Annotated in this window: 18 protein-coding genes and 1 riboswitch; of the genes, 7 read left to right on the top strand and 11 right to left on the bottom strand. The window is 68.8% G+C overall.

The genetic code is table 11. From position 1 onward, the window contains the following. Nucleotides 1-112: 112 nt before the first annotated feature. Nucleotides 113-1,096: a LuxR C-terminal-related transcriptional regulator gene (locus tag AB0P21_RS28790; RefSeq protein WP_363700355.1), complete on the bottom strand. Its 984-nt coding sequence runs from the start codon at nucleotides 1,094-1,096 to the stop codon at nucleotides 113-115. 188 nt (nucleotides 1,097-1,284) lie between these two features. On the opposite strand from AB0P21_RS28790, the gene purF reads away from it, so the two are divergent. Both purF and purM read left to right on the top strand, forming a co-directional pair. Beyond that, nucleotides 1,285-2,847, top strand: coding sequence for an amidophosphoribosyltransferase (purF, locus tag AB0P21_RS28785; RefSeq protein ID WP_363700354.1), 1,563 nt, complete (start codon nucleotides 1,285-1,287; stop codon nucleotides 2,845-2,847). Nucleotides 2,848-2,873: 26 nt separating this feature from the next. Then, on the top strand, nucleotides 2,874-3,953 hold the full coding sequence (purM, locus tag AB0P21_RS28780; protein ID WP_363700353.1) for a phosphoribosylformylglycinamidine cyclo-ligase: 1,080 nt from the start codon (nucleotides 2,874-2,876) through the stop codon (nucleotides 3,951-3,953). Nucleotides 3,954-4,152: 199 nt separating this feature from the next. Here purM and AB0P21_RS28775 read toward each other — a convergent pair whose 3' ends face one another. From AB0P21_RS28775 to AB0P21_RS28765, 3 genes are all read right to left on the bottom strand, one after another. Further along, nucleotides 4,153-4,341: a DUF3073 domain-containing protein gene (locus AB0P21_RS28775; protein WP_363700352.1), complete on the bottom strand. Its 189-nt coding sequence runs from the start codon at nucleotides 4,339-4,341 to the stop codon at nucleotides 4,153-4,155. Nucleotides 4,342-4,557: 216 nt separating this feature from the next. Next, on the bottom strand, nucleotides 4,558-5,373 hold the full coding sequence (locus tag AB0P21_RS28770; protein WP_363700351.1) for an ABC transporter permease: 816 nt from the start codon (nucleotides 5,371-5,373) through the stop codon (nucleotides 4,558-4,560). A 74-nt stretch (nucleotides 5,374-5,447) separates the two neighbouring features. Continuing rightward, a complete protein-coding gene (locus AB0P21_RS28765; protein WP_363700350.1) occupies nucleotides 5,448-6,335 on the bottom strand; it encodes an ABC transporter ATP-binding protein in 888 nt (295 codons plus the stop codon). Between the two features lie 167 nt (nucleotides 6,336-6,502). Between AB0P21_RS28765 and AB0P21_RS28760 the strand changes: the two genes are divergently transcribed. Together AB0P21_RS28760 and AB0P21_RS28755 are read left to right on the top strand one after the other, a co-directional pair. Next, nucleotides 6,503-7,666 carry a histidine kinase gene (locus tag AB0P21_RS28760; RefSeq protein WP_363700349.1) on the top strand — a complete coding sequence of 388 codons (1,164 nt, stop codon included), beginning with the start codon at nucleotides 6,503-6,505 and terminating at the stop codon, nucleotides 7,664-7,666. Next, complete coding sequence (locus AB0P21_RS28755) at nucleotides 7,663-8,319, top strand: response regulator transcription factor (RefSeq protein WP_363700348.1); 657 nt, start codon at nucleotides 7,663-7,665, stop codon at nucleotides 8,317-8,319. The genes AB0P21_RS28760 and AB0P21_RS28755 overlap by 4 nt, the downstream gene beginning before the upstream one ends. A 124-nt stretch (nucleotides 8,320-8,443) precedes the next feature. On the opposite strand, the gene AB0P21_RS28750 is transcribed toward AB0P21_RS28755, so the two are convergent. Further along, a complete protein-coding gene (locus AB0P21_RS28750) occupies nucleotides 8,444-9,310 on the bottom strand; it encodes an NlpC/P60 family protein (RefSeq protein ID WP_363700347.1) in 867 nt (288 codons plus the stop codon). After that, nucleotides 9,310-9,502, bottom strand: a riboswitch (cyclic di-AMP (ydaO/yuaA leader). (Overlaps the previous gene by 1 nt.) Before the next feature lie 271 nt (nucleotides 9,503-9,773). Further along, the gene (locus AB0P21_RS28745; RefSeq protein ID WP_363700346.1) at nucleotides 9,774-10,736 is read right to left on the bottom strand and encodes a threo-3-hydroxy-L-aspartate ammonia-lyase; all 963 of its coding nucleotides are present in this window, start codon (nucleotides 10,734-10,736) and stop codon (nucleotides 9,774-9,776) included. 89 nt (nucleotides 10,737-10,825) lie between these two features. Between AB0P21_RS28745 and AB0P21_RS28740 the strand changes: the two genes are divergently transcribed. Further along, nucleotides 10,826-11,188 (top strand): YciI family protein, encoded by a 363-nt coding sequence (locus AB0P21_RS28740; protein ID WP_363700345.1) that lies wholly within the window; start codon nucleotides 10,826-10,828, stop codon nucleotides 11,186-11,188. A 57-nt stretch (nucleotides 11,189-11,245) separates the two neighbouring features. Here AB0P21_RS28740 and AB0P21_RS28735 read toward each other — a convergent pair whose 3' ends face one another. Together AB0P21_RS28735 and AB0P21_RS28730 are read right to left on the bottom strand one after the other, a co-directional pair. Then, the gene (locus AB0P21_RS28735; RefSeq protein ID WP_363700344.1) at nucleotides 11,246-11,428 is read right to left on the bottom strand and encodes a YegP family protein; all 183 of its coding nucleotides are present in this window, start codon (nucleotides 11,426-11,428) and stop codon (nucleotides 11,246-11,248) included. 51 nt (nucleotides 11,429-11,479) lie between these two features. Further along, the gene (locus AB0P21_RS28730) at nucleotides 11,480-12,160 is read right to left on the bottom strand and encodes a TetR/AcrR family transcriptional regulator (RefSeq protein WP_363700343.1); all 681 of its coding nucleotides are present in this window, start codon (nucleotides 12,158-12,160) and stop codon (nucleotides 11,480-11,482) included. 87 nt (nucleotides 12,161-12,247) lie between these two features. Between AB0P21_RS28730 and AB0P21_RS28725 the strand changes: the two genes are divergently transcribed. Beyond that, nucleotides 12,248-13,675 (top strand): MFS transporter, encoded by a 1,428-nt coding sequence (locus AB0P21_RS28725; RefSeq protein WP_363700342.1) that lies wholly within the window; start codon nucleotides 12,248-12,250, stop codon nucleotides 13,673-13,675. Nucleotides 13,676-13,699: 24 nt separating this feature from the next. Here the strand turns inward: AB0P21_RS28725 and AB0P21_RS28720 are convergent, their stop codons facing one another. Continuing rightward, on the bottom strand, nucleotides 13,700-14,464 hold the full coding sequence (locus AB0P21_RS28720; RefSeq protein WP_363700341.1) for a phytanoyl-CoA dioxygenase family protein: 765 nt from the start codon (nucleotides 14,462-14,464) through the stop codon (nucleotides 13,700-13,702). A gap of 70 nt (nucleotides 14,465-14,534) precedes the next feature. On the opposite strand from AB0P21_RS28720, the gene AB0P21_RS28715 reads away from it, so the two are divergent. After that, nucleotides 14,535-15,422, top strand: a complete 888-nt coding sequence (locus AB0P21_RS28715; RefSeq protein ID WP_363700340.1) for an AraC family transcriptional regulator — start codon at nucleotides 14,535-14,537, stop codon at nucleotides 15,420-15,422. Here AB0P21_RS28715 and AB0P21_RS28710 read toward each other — a convergent pair. Both AB0P21_RS28710 and AB0P21_RS28705 read right to left on the bottom strand, forming a co-directional pair. Further along, a complete protein-coding gene (locus tag AB0P21_RS28710; protein WP_363700339.1) occupies nucleotides 15,415-16,260 on the bottom strand; it encodes a biopolymer transporter Tol in 846 nt (281 codons plus the stop codon). The genes AB0P21_RS28715 and AB0P21_RS28710 overlap by 8 nt on opposite strands. A 20-nt stretch (nucleotides 16,261-16,280) precedes the next feature. Continuing rightward, the gene (locus AB0P21_RS28705; protein ID WP_363700338.1) at nucleotides 16,281-16,751 is read right to left on the bottom strand and encodes an NUDIX hydrolase; all 471 of its coding nucleotides are present in this window, start codon (nucleotides 16,749-16,751) and stop codon (nucleotides 16,281-16,283) included. Nucleotides 16,752-16,844: the final 93 nt, after the last annotated feature.

Here is a 16,844-nt window from a genome sequence, read left to right as displayed (position 1 = left end):
TCCGGCCGGGTGGTGCCAATGCACCCGCGGCCGGACGCTTGCGTTAATTGCCGGGTAAAAGCAGCCGCATTTGTTGGACGGCAATTGCGGAGTTCCGCTGGGGATTTCTCCGTCAGACCCAGCCGCGTTTGGCGGCGGCCACTCCCAGCTCGAAACGGCTGGTCGCGTCCAGCCGGTCCGAGAGGTTGGCGGTGATCCGGCGGGCGGTGCGCAGCGAGATGCCCAGCAGGCGGGCGACCTGCTCGTCCTTGGCGCCGCCGGCCAGCAGGCGCAGTACCTCGGCCTCGTGCGGGGTGAGCGGGTTGTTGTCGTCGCGGTCCTCGGGGGAGAACAGCTCGGTGGCACGGGCCCAGTAGGAGTCGAAGAGGGCCAGCGCGAGTGCGAGCACGGACGGGCTGCGGTGGATCACGGCGCCGGCGGTCGGGTTCTCCGGATCCATCGCCATGATGGCGATCTCGTGGTCGAGGATGAGCAGCCGCATCGGCAGCGTCGGCGTGGCCCGTACCTCGCCGCCGAGGCGGTGCAGCATCGCCGCGTAGTCGAGGCCGGGCTTGGAGACCGTCATGCTCTGCAGGTAGATGGTGCGCATCTTCAGGCCACGCTCGAGCAGCGGCGCGTCCGGGGAGCCTTCGACCGGGTGCAGCGCGTCGTCGATGTGGGCCGGGACCATCCCCCAGAAGGAGTGCTTCGCCTTCAGGCCGAGCTCCTCGATCCGGCGGGACGCGTTCGCACGGCCCTTCAGTACCTCGATGTCGCCGCTGCTGCGGGAGGTCAGCAACTCGTTGTACTGCTCGGCGATCACGTCGGCCGAGGACTCCGCCTGGCTGAGCTCGTTCAGCATCCTGGTCAGCTCGCCGCGCCGCCGCTCGGCCAGTCCGGACAGGCCGACCCGGGGATGGACCGCGTGCTCGGCGTCGGGATCGGTCCAGGTCGGCACCAGCAGATCGAGCTTGCGCAGCTGGTCCATGGTGTCGAGGATTTCGGCCACCGGCCGGTTCAGTAATCCGGCGATCTGCGCAGGTGTGCTGTCCGGCCGGCTGAGCAGGGCGTGGTAGACCGCGAAGGTGGCGTCATCCACACCCAGCGGTTCCAGCACGGTAGTCCACTCCCTCAGCGCCTGTTTGGAACCGACCATATACAGAGTGCGTCGACAATGAGCGCTTGATTGGCTCTTTCAGATTATTCGGAGGGACGACTCGTGATCAAGAAGTGGCTTACTGTAGCCGCCGCCGTGGGACCCCCGGCGTGAACTGGTCGCGGATGTAGTCCCGTAGACTGCTGATCGTGGCTCGTGGCGATGGTCGGCTCACTCATGATCTTGACCCGCAGGACCTAGGCCCTCAGGACGCTTGTGGCGTCTTCGGGGTGTGGGCTCCCGGGGAAGAGGTCGCCAAACTCTCCTATTTCGGACTCTTCGCTCTGCAGCACCGGGGCCAGGAGTCGGCTGGCATCGCGGTCAGCAACGGCACCCAGATCCTGGTCTACAAGGACATGGGTCTGGTCAGCCAGGCCTTCGACGAGGCGACGCTCGCCTCGCTGAAGGGGTACATCGCGGTCGGTCACTGCCGGTACTCGACGACCGGGTCCAGTGTCTGGGCCAACGCCCAGCCGACCTTCCGGTCCACCGCGACCGGCTCGATCGCCCTCGGGCACAACGGCAACCTCACCAACACCGGTGAGCTGGCCGCGACGCTGGCGGGCAACGACGGCCTCGATCTGGGGCTGGACGTCGACATCGAGCACGCGAAGGCGAACGCCAAGCACAACGCGTCCTCCGACACCGATCTGCTCACCTCGATGCTGGCCGGTTATCCGGACCTGACCATCGAGCAGGCGGCCGCCAAGGTGCTGCCGAAGGTGAAGGGCGCCTACAGCCTGGTCTTCATGGACGAGACCACCCTGTACGCCGCCCGCGACCCGCAGGGCATCCGCCCGCTGGTGCTGGGCCGGCTCGAGCGGGGCTGGGTGGTGGCCAGCGAGACGGCCGCCCTCGACATCGTCGGCGCCAGCTTCATCCGCGAGGTCGAGCCGGGCGAGATCGTCGCGATCGACGAGGACGGCCTGCGCTCCACCAAGTTCGCCGAGCCGGAGCCCAAGGGCTGCCTGTTCGAGTTCGTCTACCTGGCCCGCCCGGACACCCAGATCTCCGGCCAGCGGATCCACTCCACCCGGGTCGAGGTGGGCCGCCAGCTGGCCCGCGAGCACCCGGTCGAGGCCGACCTGGTGATCGCCACCCCGGAGTCCGGTACGCCGGGCGCCATCGGGTACGCCGAGGAGTCGGGCATCCCGTACGGTTCCGGGCTGGTCAAGAACGCCTATGTCGGCCGGACCTTCATCCAGCCCAGCCAGACGATCCGCCAGCTGGGCATCCGGCTGAAGCTGAACCCGCTGCGCGAGGTGATCGAGGGCAAGCGTCTGGTCGTCGTCGACGACTCGATCGTCCGCGGCAACACCCAGCGCGCGGTGATCAAGATGCTGCGCGAGTCGGGCGCGGCCGAGATCCACGTCCGGATCTCGTCGCCGCCGGTGAAGTGGCCGTGTTTCTACGGCATCGACTTCGCCAGCCGCGCGGAGCTGATCGCGAACGGCCTGAACACCGAGGAGATCTGCCGCTCGATCGGCGCGGACTCGCTCGGCTACGTCAGCCTGGACGGGCTGATCGAGGCCACCACGGTGCCGAAGGACAAGCTCTGCCGGGCCTGCTTCGACGGGGTCTACCCGGTCGCGCTGCCCGAGCCGGAGCAGCTGGGCAAGCACCTGCTCGAAGTACCGGTCAGCACCGACATCGACGGCCTCGCCACGGTGTCCGGCGGCGCCGGCGCCGCGGACGCGCTGTCCCGGCCGTAGCAAGCCCCTTAAGAAGGAGAACCACAGTGAGCGAGGGCGCGAGCTACGCGGCCGCCGGCGTCGACATCGAGGCCGGTGACCGGGCCGTCGAGCTGATGAAGGAGTGGGTGGCCAAGGCGACCCGGCCCGAGGTAGTCGGGGGGCTCGGCGGTTTCGCCGGGCTGTTCGACGCGAGTGCGCTGACGGCGTACCGGCGGCCGTTGCTGGCCACCTCGACCGACGGCGTCGGGACCAAGGTCGCGATCGCCCAGAAGATGGACCGGCACGACACGATCGGGTTCGACCTGGTCGGCATGGTGGTGGACGACCTGGTCGTCTGCGGCGCCGAGCCGTTGTTCATGACCGACTACATCTGCACCGGCAAGGTGGTTCCGGAGACGATCGCGCAGATCGTCAAGGGCATCGCCGAAGCCTGCGTCGAGGCCGGTACTGCGCTGGTCGGCGGCGAGACGGCCGAGCACCCGGGCCTGCTCGAGGCCGACGAGTACGACGTGGCCGGCGCGGCCACCGGAGTCGTGGAAGCCGACGAGCTGATCGGCGCCGACCGGGTCCGGGCCGGTGACGTGGTGGTCGCGATGGCCTCCTCCGGACTGCACTCGAACGGCTACAGCCTGGTCCGGCACGTCTTCTTCGACCGGGCCGGCTGGCAGCTCGACCGGGAGGTCCCCGAGCTCGGCGGCACCCTCGGCGAGACCCTGCTGGTCCCGACCCGGGTCTACGCCAAGCACTGCCTGGAGCTGATCCGGGCCGTCAACGCTGCCGACGACAAGCCGCTGCACGCGATGTCGCACATCACCGGCGGTGGCTTCGCGGCAAACCTGGCTCGCGTCATCCCCGAAGACCTCGCGGTCCGGATCGACCGGTCCAGCTGGACCCCGGCGCCGATCTTCGGCCTGGTCGGTCAGCTGGGCGGCGTCCCGCAGCTCGAGCTGGAGAAGACGCTGAACATGGGCGTTGGCATGGTCGCGGTCCTGGACCCGGCCGCGGCCGACCGTGCGATCGCTGCCCTGGCCGAGCGCGATATCGCCGCCTGGGTCTGTGGCGAGGTCAGCGCCGCGACCGACAGCCTGGCAGGCGTCGAGCTGCAGGGTGACTACGCCGGCTGAGCCCGCGACGTACGGAAATCCTCCGGTGCCCCTGCAGGATCTAGGGCGCCGGAGGATGAACCGGACCGCAAACGCCTCGGAAAAGGGCAGGCTCGGATGACCTGACCTGCCGTGTGGTGGAACTACGTCGGTGAAGCACAATCAACCTGCCCACGCGCCCTGAGGCGCTGGGCAGGTCGATCAGAGTGCTGCTGCAGCTTTACCGACGGGGGTGGTAGTCGTCGGCGTCATCGCCGACGTCAGCGTCGTTGTTGCCGTTCGCAGAGGTACTGCCCTCGTCGCCGCCGGACAGCTCTTTTTTGAGCTGGTCCAAGTCGGTGTCCCAGGTGCGGTACTTCAGGTCGCGTGCGACCTTCGTCTGCTTGGCCTTTGCACGGCCGCGCCCCATAGCGTCGACCCCCTCGCACAAGTCAACCGGGTACGCAGCGTGGCGCCCACGGATCAGTCGTCAGTAATCGTGGTTCTAGGTTACCTGGAGCCGGTGTCCGACACACGCACCGCCCCCTGGCTGGACACCGGAAGTCCTCCGATATCAGGCCAGGAGGCCCAGCCGGTCCCCTCAAACCGGCCAGGCCTCCCGCGTCTTCGACCCCTGACAGGGGTGTTACTTCACCTCACGACGTGAGCTTGCCCACAGTCCGACGATGGTCGGCAGCACGATCCAGACCGCGAGCGCGGTGGCCGTCTGCGGCACCATCCCGTGCAGGTCCCGCTCGGCGATCCGGCCGAAGGCGCCGAACACGTCCAGGTAGTCGGCGTTGCTCTTGAACAGCGCCGGACCGGCCAGCGTCCAGGCGGTCGGGGCGATGAAGAAGACCAGGATCGCGACCGCGGTCTGGGCGATCACCGCGCCGAAGGCGGCGCCCATCACGACGTTCAGCGCGGTGGTCAGGTAGGTGCCGGCCAGCGCGCCGCCCATTCCGGCGTACGTCGCTCCGTCGCCGCTCACCGAGCCGCCGATGGCCGTCCCGGCCAGGGCCAGCAGGGTGGTTGCGCTCAGCACGACGGCGCTCAGCAGGATCGCGGAGACGAACTTGGCCACCTGGACCCGGATCCGGCGCGGCGAGAGCGTGAAGGTGGTCAGCGCGGTCCGCTGGGTCCACTCACTCGTCATCGCCATCACGCCGATCACGGGCAGCAGCAGGATGACACCGGTCGACGCCGCGTCCAGGTAGCTGGAGAACGCCTGCCGGCCGTCGTTCAGGTGGGTGAGCTGCCAGCCCAGCGCGGCGACCGCCAGGGCCAGGATGCCGAGGATCAGGAACCGGCCGCTGCGGGTGTTGACCGACTTGCGCAGCTCGATCGCGACGAGCTTCAGGAAGGATTGGCCGCGGGCGGGCGGCAGCGCGGTGGCGACGGCCGCCCGGTGCTTGCCCGGAGCCGCCGTGACGACCGGTGAGGTGATTTCAGAGACAGCCATGGTGATAACTCCAGGAAGAGAAAAAGAAAGGGAAGGAAGGAAGCGTGGGGGGTGCGTCGCGCGAGGTGTGGGGATCAGGCGGCGACGGCGGTGGGCGAGGTGAGCTGGAAGAAGAGCTCCTCCAGGCCGGCGCCGTCGCTCTCGCGCAGTTCGATCAGGATCTGGCCGGCGGCGAGCGCGACCCGGCCGACCTGCTCGGCCGAGGCGTCGACGCGCAGGGCGCCGTCGTGCAGCGGCTCCAGGCTCAGCCCGGCGGCGGTCAGCGCCTGGTTCAGGGCGATCGGGTCGAGGCCGCGGACCAGCGTGCCGCTCCCGGCCAGCAGCTCCTCCAGCGAGCCGTTCGCGACGATCTTGCCGCCACCGATCACGACCAGCCGGTCGACGGTCGCCTGGACCTCGCCGAGCAGGTGGCTGGACAGGATCACCGTGCCGCCGCGGGAGGCGAAGTCCTGCAGCAGGCCACGCATCCAGCGAATGCCCTCGGGGTCCATGCCGTTGGCCGGCTCGTCCAGGATCAGCGCTGCCGGGTCACCGAGCAGCGCGGCGGCGATACCGAGCCGCTGACGCATGCCCAGCGAGTACTGGCCGACCCGGCGCTTCGCGGCGCCGGTCAGGCCGACAGCCTCCAGCATCTCGTCGGCGCGGTTCTTCGGCACCCCGAGCAGCGACGCGTTCAGCTGCAGCGTCTCGCGGCCGGTGCGACCCGGGTGCTGGGCGGCGGCGTCCAGCATCACGCCGACGACGCGGCCGGGGTTCGGCAGGTCGGCGTACTTCTTGCCGGCGATCGTCGCGTGCCCGGCGCTCGGTGGGGTGAGTCCCGTCAGCATCCGCAGCGTGGTGGACTTGCCGGCGCCGTTCGGGCCGAGGAAGCCGGTGATGCTGCCGGGCTCGACAGTGAAGGACACGTTGCTGACGGCCGTGGCGCTGCCGTAGCGCTTGCTCAGGTTCTCGACGGTGATCATGTCCACTACTCAACCGTTTCCGGCCCCCTCGCCACATCGACCGAGCGGCCCCACCTACCCCCTACTTAAGTCGCCGGGAGAGCCGCCCGACCCCCACCGGAAGGGGGATACGGCACCGCACCCGAAGAGGGACGTAAGTCCTGACCTGGCGCGACTACGCTGACGCAATGCAACGGTTGAAGCGCTGGTACGCCTGGTTCGTCCGGCATGCCCCGCGCTTCCGCGACCTGATGTACGTCGGGTTCAGCCTGCTGACGATCTTCGCCCAGGCCGCCGGTGGCCGCCCTGGCTGGCATCCCGACGGCTGGGTGGTGCTCACCCTCGGGGTGATCTCCTCGCTGGCCCTGTGGTGGCGCCGGAAGTACCCCGTCGCCGTCACCGTCCTGGCCGTGATCGCGATGGGCGTGGCCGGCCTCTTCATGCCGGTCGGGCTGGCCCTGCTGACGCTGGCGATCCGGCGCCGCGACCTGGTGCTGGCGATCCTCTCCTTCGCCGCGTACGTCGCGTACGTCGTCTCCAACCTGCCCTCGAACGGCGATCCCACGGTGCCGATCTTCACCGGCCCGTTCGTGATCGGCACCTGGGTCGCGATCGGCGCCTACGTCGGGGCCCGCCGCGACCTGATGGTGTCGCTGCGGGACCGGGCCGAGCGGGCCGAGTCCGAGCGCGAACTGCGGGCCGAGCAGGCCCGGCTGGGCGAGCGGTCCCGGATCGCGCAGGAGATGCACGACGTGCTCGCCCACAAGGTGTCGCTGATCGCGCTGCACGCCGGCGGGCTCGAGGTGAACCCGGCGGTCGGGCCGGAGAAGGTGGAGAGCTCGGCCGGCCTGATCCGCGAGACCGCCCGGCAGGCGATGGAGGACCTTCGCGAGGTTCTCGGCGTACTGCGAACCGATCTGAGTCAGAGCGGCGCCGACCTGGCCCCGGTACCGCGGGCCGCCGACCTGGCGCGACTGGTCGAGGCGTCGCGAGCGGCCGGAGTACAGGTGAGCAGCTCGCTGACCCTGCCGGACGACGTACCGCCCTTGGTGGGGCGGACGGTCTATCGGGTCGTGCAGGAGGGGCTGACCAATGTGCACAAGCATGCGCGCGGCGTCTCCACCGAAGTACTGGTGGACGGCGCGCCCGGGACCGGTGTGACGGTCCGGGTGACCAACGTGCGGCCGGTGGCGGCTGATTCACTGTTGCCGGGTTCCGGCGCGGGGCTCGTCGGGCTGCGCGAGCGGGTCACCCTGTCGGGTGGGCGGCTGGACGCCGGACCGACTCAGGACGGCGGGTGGCGGGTGGAAGCCTGGTTGCCCTGGTCCGATGGCAAAGAGGGAGAACGATGACGCGGCTGTTGATCGTGGACGACGAGGCTCTGGTCCGGGCCGGGCTGAAGATGATTCTCGAGTCGGCCGACGATCTCGAGGTGGTCGCCGAGGCGGACGACGGCGCCGACGCGGCCGCGATGGTTCGGCAGCACAAGCCCGACGTGGTGCTGATGGACATCCGGATGCCGCGGCTGGACGGCTTGGCCGCGACCCGGGAGGTCCAGGCGTTGCCTGATCCGCCGAAGGTCGTCGTACTGACGACGTTCGATCTGGACGACTACGTGTTCCGCGCGCTGCAGGCCGGGGCGAGCGGGTTCCTGCTCAAGGACACGCCGCCGCGCGAGTTGGTGCAGGCGGTCCGGGTGGTGGCCGGGGGCGAGGCGATGCTCTCGCCTACGGTGACCCGGCGGCTGATCGGGCACTTCGCGGCGGATCCGCGGACGGATCGGCAGCGGATCGCTCGGGAGCGGCTGCTCGCGCTCACCGATCGGGAGCGCGAGGTACTGGCGTCGATCGCGCAGGGACTGTCCAACGCCGACATCGGCCGGGCGCTGTTCATGAGCGAGGCGACCGTGAAGGCGCATGTGTCGCGGGTGCTGGTGAAGCTCGACGCGACCAACCGGGTCCAGGTCGCGATCCTCGCCCATGATGCGGGGCTGCTGGATCTCTAGTGGTGTTCCCGGACATGGACAACCGGTCGGGCGTCGCCGGAGGGGGGTGGGGTGGCGACGCGCGACCGGTTGTCAGGTCAGCGGCGGCTCGAGGGGGGAGTCGAGGCCGCTGACGGGCTGGAACTCAGGCGCGGCCGAAGGCGACGCTGCTGGTCCAGATCTTTGCCTTGGCGATCGGCTTGCCCGGCTTCGAGGCGTGCCAGAGCAGACCGCTGCCCGCGTAGATGCCGACGTGGTACACGCCGCCACCACCGCTGCGGAAGAACACCAGGTCGCCCGGCTTCGCGGCGGCCCTGCTGATGTGCTTCGTCGCGCTGTACTGCTGACGCGACGTACGGGGCAGCTTCTTGCCGGCCTTCTTGTACACGTAGCCGGTGTAGCCGGAGCAGTCGAAGCCACGGGTGGTCGTGCCGCCGTAGCGGTACGGCGTGCCCTTGAGCTTCGCGGCCTCACGCAGAACCTTGGCGCGGAAGGTCGTCGTGGTGCCGGTGGCGGCCCCACCCTTCTTGCCGTAGAGCACGCCGTGGTTGGCGGCCCAGGTGAGACGGTTCCAGGTCGGCTTGCTCATGTAACCGGTGGCGCTGATGCCCCAGGAACGCTGGAACTTCTTCACCGCGGCGACCGTGCTGTTGCCGAAGTACCGGTCCTGCGGAAGACGCAGGGTCTTCTGGATGTACTTGACCGTGGAGCCCGAGTCGCGGAAGCGAATCAGGGGGCGACTGGCGATGCTGGTGCTGCCGCGGACCTGACCGGCAGTGAGCTTCGCGGTGGTTGCTGCAGAGGCGGTCGTCGGAGCGGTGACCACGCTGAGCGCGGCTCCACCGCTGACGGCCAGGCCGACCGAGAGGACGGCTGCCGCGGCGCGAGGGGCGGCCGCGGACTTGTTGGTCTTGCGGTGCTTCGCCAGGGTCCGGCCGGTGGGCCGGGTACTGGCATCGCTTGACTGACTGACGGCGCCCTGAAGCGCTGTCCGTCGGGCAGTGACGGGCATGGTTGTCTCCCGACGCCTGTGAAGTTAGCTGTCGGGTTCGGGCTGAGAGTCAATAGCCCGGTCCGCTCCCGCGGACTTCACCCCAGGGCCCCGACCACTCACGGTCGAGACCCAACTTCCTGGGTCCCCCACTCCTGCCATGGTTGTTCGAGGGGAGCGACAGTGCCTGGCAGGACTCGGCGTTGACACAGTCGCAGTTCGGCGCATTTGTCGAACCGCCGACGACTGTATAACAGAATGATCACGACGCAAACCCTCAGATCGGCAGGGACCCTCTTGAAAGGCCCTGAGTGCCTCTCTGACGGATCAGGGACCCAGCTTGAACACCAGGTGTCCTGAGCGTGTCTGAGCGTCTCTCAGGCGGCCGCTGAGCATATTCGTGTGACCCCGGTCACAGTGAACGATCGCTTTCTGTGACGGTGAGCACAGTGCGTACTCAGGCTGCCCTTGGCCGTGGCCCGGATCAGCGCTTTCCGAGCAGCTCCAACCACCGCTCCAGGCCCACGTTCCCGCCTGAAACCACCACTCCGACCCGCTCCGGCAGGTTTTTCACCCGCCCGGCCAGCAGGGCCGCCAGCGCGCAGGCGCCGCTCGGCTCGGCGACCACCTTCACCCGCTCGAACAGGAACGTCATCGCGGCCCGGATCTCGTCGTCGCTGACCAGCTCGACGCCGTCGACCAGCCGCTGCACGATCGGGAAGGTCAGCTCGCCGGGGCTGGAGATCGCCTGGCCGTCGGCGATCGTCCGCGGGATCTCGATCTCCACCCGCTCGCCGGCGGCCAGCGACCTGGCGGTGTCGTCGCCGGCCTTCGGCTCGACACCTATAACTCGTATGCCCGGCGAAAGCTCGGTCGCAGCGGTCGCGCAGCCCGCAATAAGCCCGCCGCCGCCGATCGGCACGAGCAGCGCGCCGAGCGGCCCGACCTCCTCGATCAGCTCCAGCGCGACCGTGCCCTGCCCGGCCATCACGTCGTAGTGGTCGTACGGCGGGATCAGGGTCAGCCCGCGTTCCTCTGCCAGCTGGTTGGCCAGTGCGGCCCGGTCCTGGGTGTACCGGTCATAGGTGACCACCTCGGCGCCGTACCCGCGGGTGGCCGCGAGTTTGGTCGGCGGCGCATCCTTCGGCATCAGCATCACCGCGGTCGTGCCGGCCAGCTTGGCGGCCAGCGCGACCGCCTGGGCGTGGTTCCCCGACGAGTACGCCGCGACGCCGCGGGCCAGCTGCTCGGGGCTCAGCCGGCTGATCGCGTTGAAGGCGCCGCGGAACTTGAACGCGCCGATCCGCTGGAAGTTCTCCGCCTTCAGGAACACCTCGGCGCCGACCCGCTCGTTCAGCGTGCGCGATGTCAGCACCGGCGTCCGGTGCGCGAATCCCTTGATCCGTCCGGCCGCCGCTTGGACGTCCGCGAGAGTCAGCTCAGTCATGACTCGACGCTATGTCAAAGTGGCGGAGCCCGCTCCGTACTGATGACGAGAGGTTCCCGGCAGGGGAGCCGCCGGTGAAGGAGAGATCCGTGAAATACCTGGTCGTGTTGAACATCAACCCCGACGTCCTGAACGCGCTGACCGAGGCCGAGCAGCAGGCGATCTTCAGTGGGCACGAGAAGTTCCTGCAGGTCGTGCAGGAGTCCGGCGAGTTCCACAGCACGGTCGCGCTGGCCGAGCCGGCCAAGACGTCGGTGGTCAAGGTGCGCGACGGAGTACCGGCGGTCACCGACGGGCCGTTCCTGGAGGCCAAGGAGTTCCTGGCCGGCTACTACCTGCTCGACTGCGCCAGCCCGGAGCGGGCCCAGGAGCTGGCCGCGATGATTCCGGACGCCTCGGTCGAGGGGCTCGGGGTCGAGGTGCGCGAGGTCATCCACGAGCTCGGGCTCTGACCTGCAGAGCGGCAGGAACTCCGCTGTCGCGGGTGTTCCTGCCGCTCACTGTTACTACTAAGCAGTCTGGTCGTCGACCTTGGCGTCGCCGGCGTTCTTCTTCACGGACTCGATGCCGTTCAGCGCGCTGTCCTTGGTCTTGTAGCTCTCGCTGACCGCGATCACCTCGCCGTTGCCGGCCTTGAGGCGGAACCGGAACCCGCCCGACTTGTCTTCGTACAGCTCGAACTTTCCCGCCATGACGAAACCCTCCGTGTGATGGTTTGACTCCGCTTCGGAGCGTAGCGGGATTCAGGCCGCAGGCCCCGCCAGCACGCCGCGAATTCCCGCGACGACCAGGTCGAGTCCGAGGGCGTAGTACTGGTCGGCGGAGGTCGGGCAGATCAGGGTGTCCGCGGCCGCGGTGATCAGCGGATAGCGGTGCGGCGACAGCGCGGAGAGCGCGGCGCGCTTGGCGCGGAGGGCGTCCTCGCGGGTGGTCGGGTCGATGTCCTCGTTGGCGCCCGGCTCGGTGGTGACCAGGGTGATCAGCGAGCAGATCGACTGCCGGCCGACCTCTGCGGCGTTGTCGGTCGAGAAGCCGCCCTGGGTGAGCAGTTCCATCGTCCGCTCGGCCATCGCCAGGCCGGGCGGCGAGACCAGGATCCGGAACAGGGTCAGCCCGGCTGTCTTCGGGTGCGGCCGCAGCGCCTCGGTAAAGGCAGTCAGTACTGCGCGCAGCTGGGTCTCCCAGGGCTCCTCGGTCGGCGCGGGCAGATCGATGTCGGCCAGGATCCGGTCGCCGACCGCCGCGAGCAGGTCGTCCTTGTCGCTGAAGTGCCGATAGAGCGCCATCGGCGTCACGTCATGCGCCTGCGCCAGCCGGCGAATGGTGAGCGCCTCCAGCCCCTCGGCGTCGGCGATCGCCAGCGCGCTGGTGGCGAGCTGGTCCGGGTCCAGCCGCTTGGCGGTCTGACTGCTGGTGGGAGACACGTTGACAAGTTTACAACGTAGACCTACCGTTTACGACGTACGCATACAACGTATACATACAACGTAGACATCTCCTGTGAGGCAGACATGCGACGCAGTCCCTGGGCCACCCTTGCGGTGCTTGCCCTAGCGCAGTTCATCGTGGTGCTCGACGTGACGATCGTGAACGTCGCGCTGCCTGACATCCAGGCGGACCTGAACTTCTCCGCCGACTCGCTGCAATGGGTGATCAACGCCTACACGCTGCTGTTCGGCGGCTTCCTGCTGCTCGGTGGCCGGATGGCCGACCTGCTCGGCCCGCGCCGGGTCTTCGTCGCCGGACTGGTGCTGTTCGGCATCACCTCGCTGGTGGCCGGGTTCGCGAACTCGCCGGAGTTCCTGATCGGGGCGCGCGCAGTACAGGGGCTGGGTGGGGCGTTGTTGTCGCCCGCCGCGCTGGCAATCCTGACCGTCACCTTCGCGCACGGCCGGGAGCGCAACATCGCGATGGGCGTCTGGGGTGGCCTGGCCGGCCTCGGCGGCACGCTCGGGGTCGTGGCCGGCGGCCTGCTGGTCGACTCGCTGAGCTGGCAGTGGGTGTTCTTCGTGAACGTGCCGATCGTGGCCGTGCTGGTCGCGCTGATCCCGGTCTTCGTCCGCGACACCCGGCACAACGAGAACCGCAGCCGCGCCTTCGACACAGCGGGCGCAGTACTCGGTACTTCGGGTCTGCTGGCGGTCGTCTACGGCGTCGTACGGTCCGAGCCGAAGGGCTGGGGATCGGGCGAGGTCATCTTCTTCCTCGCGGCCGGAGTCGCGCTGCTGGCCGCCTTCGTGATGGTCGAGGCCCGCTCGAAGGCACCGCTGGTCCCGCTGCGGCTGTTCCGGTCCCGGGCGCTGAGCGTGTCGAGCGGCGCGCTGGCGCTGAACGGCGCGGGCTTCCTGTCGATGTTCTTCCTGACCGCGATCTTCCTGCAGCAGGTCCGCGGCGACTCCGCCCTCGAGGCGGGCGTGCACTTCCTCCCGATGGGTGGCGCCGCGATCATCGGCGCAGTACTCGCCTCACAGCTCGTCCAGAAGATCGGCACCCGCACAGTGCAACTCTCCGGCGCAGTACTGAGCGTCGGCGGCCTCCTCCTTCTCTCCCAAGCCGACGCGACCGGCAGCTACGTCACCCAACTCCTGCCCGGCCTGCTCATCTTCGGCTTCGGCATCCTCGGCGTCGGCGTACCGGGCCAGATCACCGCCGTCTCCGAAGTCGAGAACCACGAAGCCGGCGCCGCCTCAGGCGTGGTCAACGCGATGTACCAGGTAGGCGGCGCACTCGGCCTGGCCATCGTCACCACCCTCTCCATCACCCGCACCACCGAAGCCCTCGCCGCCGGCGTCCCGCAACAAGAAGCCTTGGTAGAAGGCTTCCAACGCGGCCTCCTGGTAGCCGCCGGCTTCGCGGTCGCCAACGTCTTCCTGACCTTGGCCTCCCCGCAACTACAGCCCACAGCCGAACAACTAACAGAAGCCACCGCAGCCGCCTGATAAGTCAGTTGCCGCGGCTGTTCTCTAGAGAGAGGACAGCGGCGGTTGCGCGGGTTGGGGGAAGGAGTCGCTGTTCAGGGGTTGGTTGGGGGTGAGGTTGAGGGGGTCGGTGACGGGGTGGGGGTTGCCGTTGAAGTGGGTGGCGGCGTCCATGTAAATGGTGACGTGCGCGATCCGGGCGATGTCGGTGCGGTTGGGGAGGGCCATGTGGCCGGTGTAGCTGTTGTGGAAGGTGCAGTCGCCGGCGCGGAGGGGGACGGTGACGCGGGGGATCCAGCGCAGGGACGGGTCGAGCTGGAAGAGGTCGTCCTCGTCGTGCAGGTTCTGGGGTTGCAGGGTGGTTTGATGCTGGCTGCCGGGGAGGAAGGTCATGCAGCCGCGCTCGGGTGGCACATCGACCAACGCGATCCAGGCTGACAGTGAGTGGCGGTCGTTGGTGTGCGGCCAGTACGGACGGTCCTGGTGGAACTCAGTGGCCGCGTTGTTGTGCGGCTCCTTCACCAGCAGTTGGTCATGCCACACCCGAACCGGTACGCCGGACAGCTGCTCCGCGACGCGAGCCACCTTCGGATGCAGGGTCAGGTCGCGCCCGGTCTCGTCGTGCTGCCACACGTTGACGAGCTGGCTGAACACCCCGCCCTTCTCCAGGCTCTCGTGCCGGTGCTGTACCAGGTACGCCGCCGCGCCCTCCCGGAAGCGCTCGACCTCCGCCGCGGTCAGGATCCCCGGCACTCGGACGAATCCGTTCTCCCGGTACTCCGCCACGAGCTCCTCGCTGATCTCAGTCATGACTCCAGCCTGGCCGCGCAGCCCGTCGATCGGCTAGGCGGATCCCGGCCAAGAGTCGTACGATCCCGACATGCCGGAGACGCTGCACGAGTATCCGCTCTTCGCCGGCAGCGCGGTGCTCGGCGCCGTCCACCTCTTGACCGACGATGTCGCCGCCCACACCCACGACTTCGTCGAGCTAGCCGTCGTCGGTCCGGGCGAGGGCCGCCACCTGACCAGTCGCGGCGAACACGCGCTCCACCACGGGGACGTCATCGTGCTCCGCCCCGGCGCGTGGCATGCCTTCGCCGACTGCGAGGACCTCACCGTCGCGAACTGCTGCGTCTCCACGCGAGCGCTCCGAGCTGAGCTGGCCGGCCTGCGCGAGTTCCCGGCGTACCGGCGGCTGCTCTGGACCGAGCCGTCGGCTCCCGGCGCGTACGGCGTACATGTTGCCGGCGTTGATCCGGCTGCGGCGACCGAGGCAATCGCCGCAATCGCTGCTCTGGAAGGACATCTGGAGAGAAACGCCAGCCCCGGACGGCTGCTCGGACATCTGGCGACGATCCTCGGCATCCTCGCCGACGCGCGCGTCGAGGCCGACGCACGTGCCGCCTCGCGCACCCCAGCCGCCGCCACGTCCGACGACACCGCCGCACACCCAGCAGTCCTCACTTGCATCGCCAGCCTCGAAGCCGACCCGGCAAAACCCTGGCGCCTCGACGACCTCGCCGCCGCGGTCACCCTCGACCCGGCGTACCTCGGCCGTCTCTTCCGCAAGTCGACCGGCCTCTCGCCGCTCGACTACCTCGCCCGCCTCCGCGCCGAACGCGCCGCCGCCCTCCTCGCCAACAGCGACCTGCCGATCGCCCGCGTAGGCGCCGAGGTCGGCTGGCCCGATCCGACGTACTTCGCCCGCCGCTTCCGCACGATCGCCGGCCTGACACCGACCGAGTACCGCCGCCGCTCAGCTACTTGATCGGGTAGGCCACATAGGCGAACTGCCGCCCGTCCGGCGACCAACTCGGCACGTTCATCGTCCCCTGCCCGCCGAACAGCCGCGCCACCTCACGAACCTGCCCGTCCTCCAGCACCCGGACGCGAACATCCTCGACATTCTCCGGATGCCCCTCCGTGCCCGGCGGGAAGCTCACATACGCGACCCGCGAACCGTCCGGTGACGGATGCGGAAACCAGTTCACCCGCTCGTCAAAGGTCAGCTGCTCAACAACCCCCTGATTGATCCGGAACAACTGCGCCTGTCCGGCCCGCTCGGAGTTGAAGTAGATCCACTCCCCATCCGGCCCGTACTCCGCCCCGTCGTCCGCGAAGTCGTCGTCAGTCACCTGCACGTCGTCCCCACCAGCCGCCGGAACCGTCCACACGTTGGTGATCCGCAGCCCGTCCCGGTTCTCCAACCCGATGTACGCCAACCGCGACCCATCAGGCGAAACCCCGTGCAGGTAATGGTGAACACCATGCTCATTACTCACCCGCCGACCAGCCCCACCCGCCAGCGGTACGGCGTACAAATGCCCGTCCTCGGCCGACACATAAACCGTCGACCCATCCGGACTCACCACATGATCGTTGTTGATCTCCGGTACGCCGCCGAGCTCGATCCGCTCGAGCTCGCCGTCCCCACTGACCGGCACCCGGAACAACCCACCGTCCCCGTTGACGACCAGCCAGTCACCAACCCAGTTAGGTGCCTCGAACAACAACTCGTCCGAGGACAGCACCAACCGGCGCTCCCCGCTGGCAACGTCGAGCACGTACAGCTCAGCTGTCTGACCCTCAAGCAGTTTCCTAGCCACACCTCAACACTAGGCGGCGACTAACCTGCCTGTGCCGCCAGCGCCATCTTCAACCACCGTGACACCGGCGCGTCCGGCGGCAGCTCGGCCAGCGTGGTGGAGACCCAGCGAGCCTCGGTGAGCTCCGAGTTGATCCGGAACTCAGGCGAGATCGGTTCCGCCAGGAAGATCGTCAGGCAGTCGACCTTGCCCTCCCGGGTGGTGACCAGGGTGTCCAGCACGCGCGGCGGCTGGGTGATCGTCAGCGACAACTCCTCCGAGACCTCCCGGATCGCAGCCGCCGCAGCGGTCTCGCGTTTCGGGTTGTAGCCGCCGCCGGGCAGCGCCCACCACGACCGGTCGACGTACGAGTGCCGCACGACCAGGCACCGGCTCGGATCATCCGGGTGCAGCAGCAACACCTTGACGCCGTACGACGAGGGCTTGCGCACCTTCCACCACAGGCGCCGCCCCCGATGACCCCACCGCATCAAGCCCGCTGCCACCTTCACCGCGCGATCCTCTCACGCCGTCCGGGCGATCTCCGGGACTCCCAGGGCGTTCCCTGATGCGGCCGCCGCGACCTGCGCCGCAGGGTGGATCGA

The organism is Kribbella sp. NPDC056861, assembly GCF_040687575.1.
Lineage (GTDB): Bacteria > Actinomycetota > Actinomycetes > Propionibacteriales > Kribbellaceae > Kribbella.
Note: the sequence above shows the minus strand (reverse complement) of the source record. Positions and strands in the feature narration are given on the sequence as shown.

What these genes read in the sequence shown, in the direction of transcription:
- AB0P21_RS28775 (WP_363700352.1), bottom strand. Translation starts at nt 4,341, where the DNA reads ATGGGGCGCGGCCGTGCAAAGGCCAAGCAGACGAAGGTCGCACGCGAC.
- AB0P21_RS28770 (WP_363700351.1), bottom strand. Translation starts at nt 5,373, where the DNA reads ATGGCTGTCTCTGAAATCACCTCACCGGTCGTCACGGCGGCTCCGGGC.
- AB0P21_RS28765 (WP_363700350.1), bottom strand. Translation starts at nt 6,335, where the DNA reads ATGATCACCGTCGAGAACCTGAGCAAGCGCTACGGCAGCGCCACGGCC.
- AB0P21_RS28760 (WP_363700349.1), top strand. Translation starts at nt 6,503, where the DNA reads ATGCAACGGTTGAAGCGCTGGTACGCCTGGTTCGTCCGGCATGCCCCG.
- AB0P21_RS28755 (WP_363700348.1), top strand. Translation starts at nt 7,663, where the DNA reads ATGACGCGGCTGTTGATCGTGGACGACGAGGCTCTGGTCCGGGCCGGG.
- AB0P21_RS28750 (WP_363700347.1), bottom strand. Translation starts at nt 9,310, where the DNA reads ATGCCCGTCACTGCCCGACGGACAGCGCTTCAGGGCGCCGTCAGTCAG.
- AB0P21_RS28745 (WP_363700346.1), bottom strand. Translation starts at nt 10,736, where the DNA reads ATGACTGAGCTGACTCTCGCGGACGTCCAAGCGGCGGCCGGACGGATC.
- AB0P21_RS28735 (WP_363700344.1), bottom strand. Translation starts at nt 11,428, where the DNA reads ATGGCGGGAAAGTTCGAGCTGTACGAAGACAAGTCGGGCGGGTTCCGG.
- AB0P21_RS28725 (WP_363700342.1), top strand. Translation starts at nt 12,248, where the DNA reads ATGCGACGCAGTCCCTGGGCCACCCTTGCGGTGCTTGCCCTAGCGCAG.
- AB0P21_RS28720 (WP_363700341.1), bottom strand. Translation starts at nt 14,464, where the DNA reads ATGACTGAGATCAGCGAGGAGCTCGTGGCGGAGTACCGGGAGAACGGA.
- AB0P21_RS28715 (WP_363700340.1), top strand. Translation starts at nt 14,535, where the DNA reads ATGCCGGAGACGCTGCACGAGTATCCGCTCTTCGCCGGCAGCGCGGTG.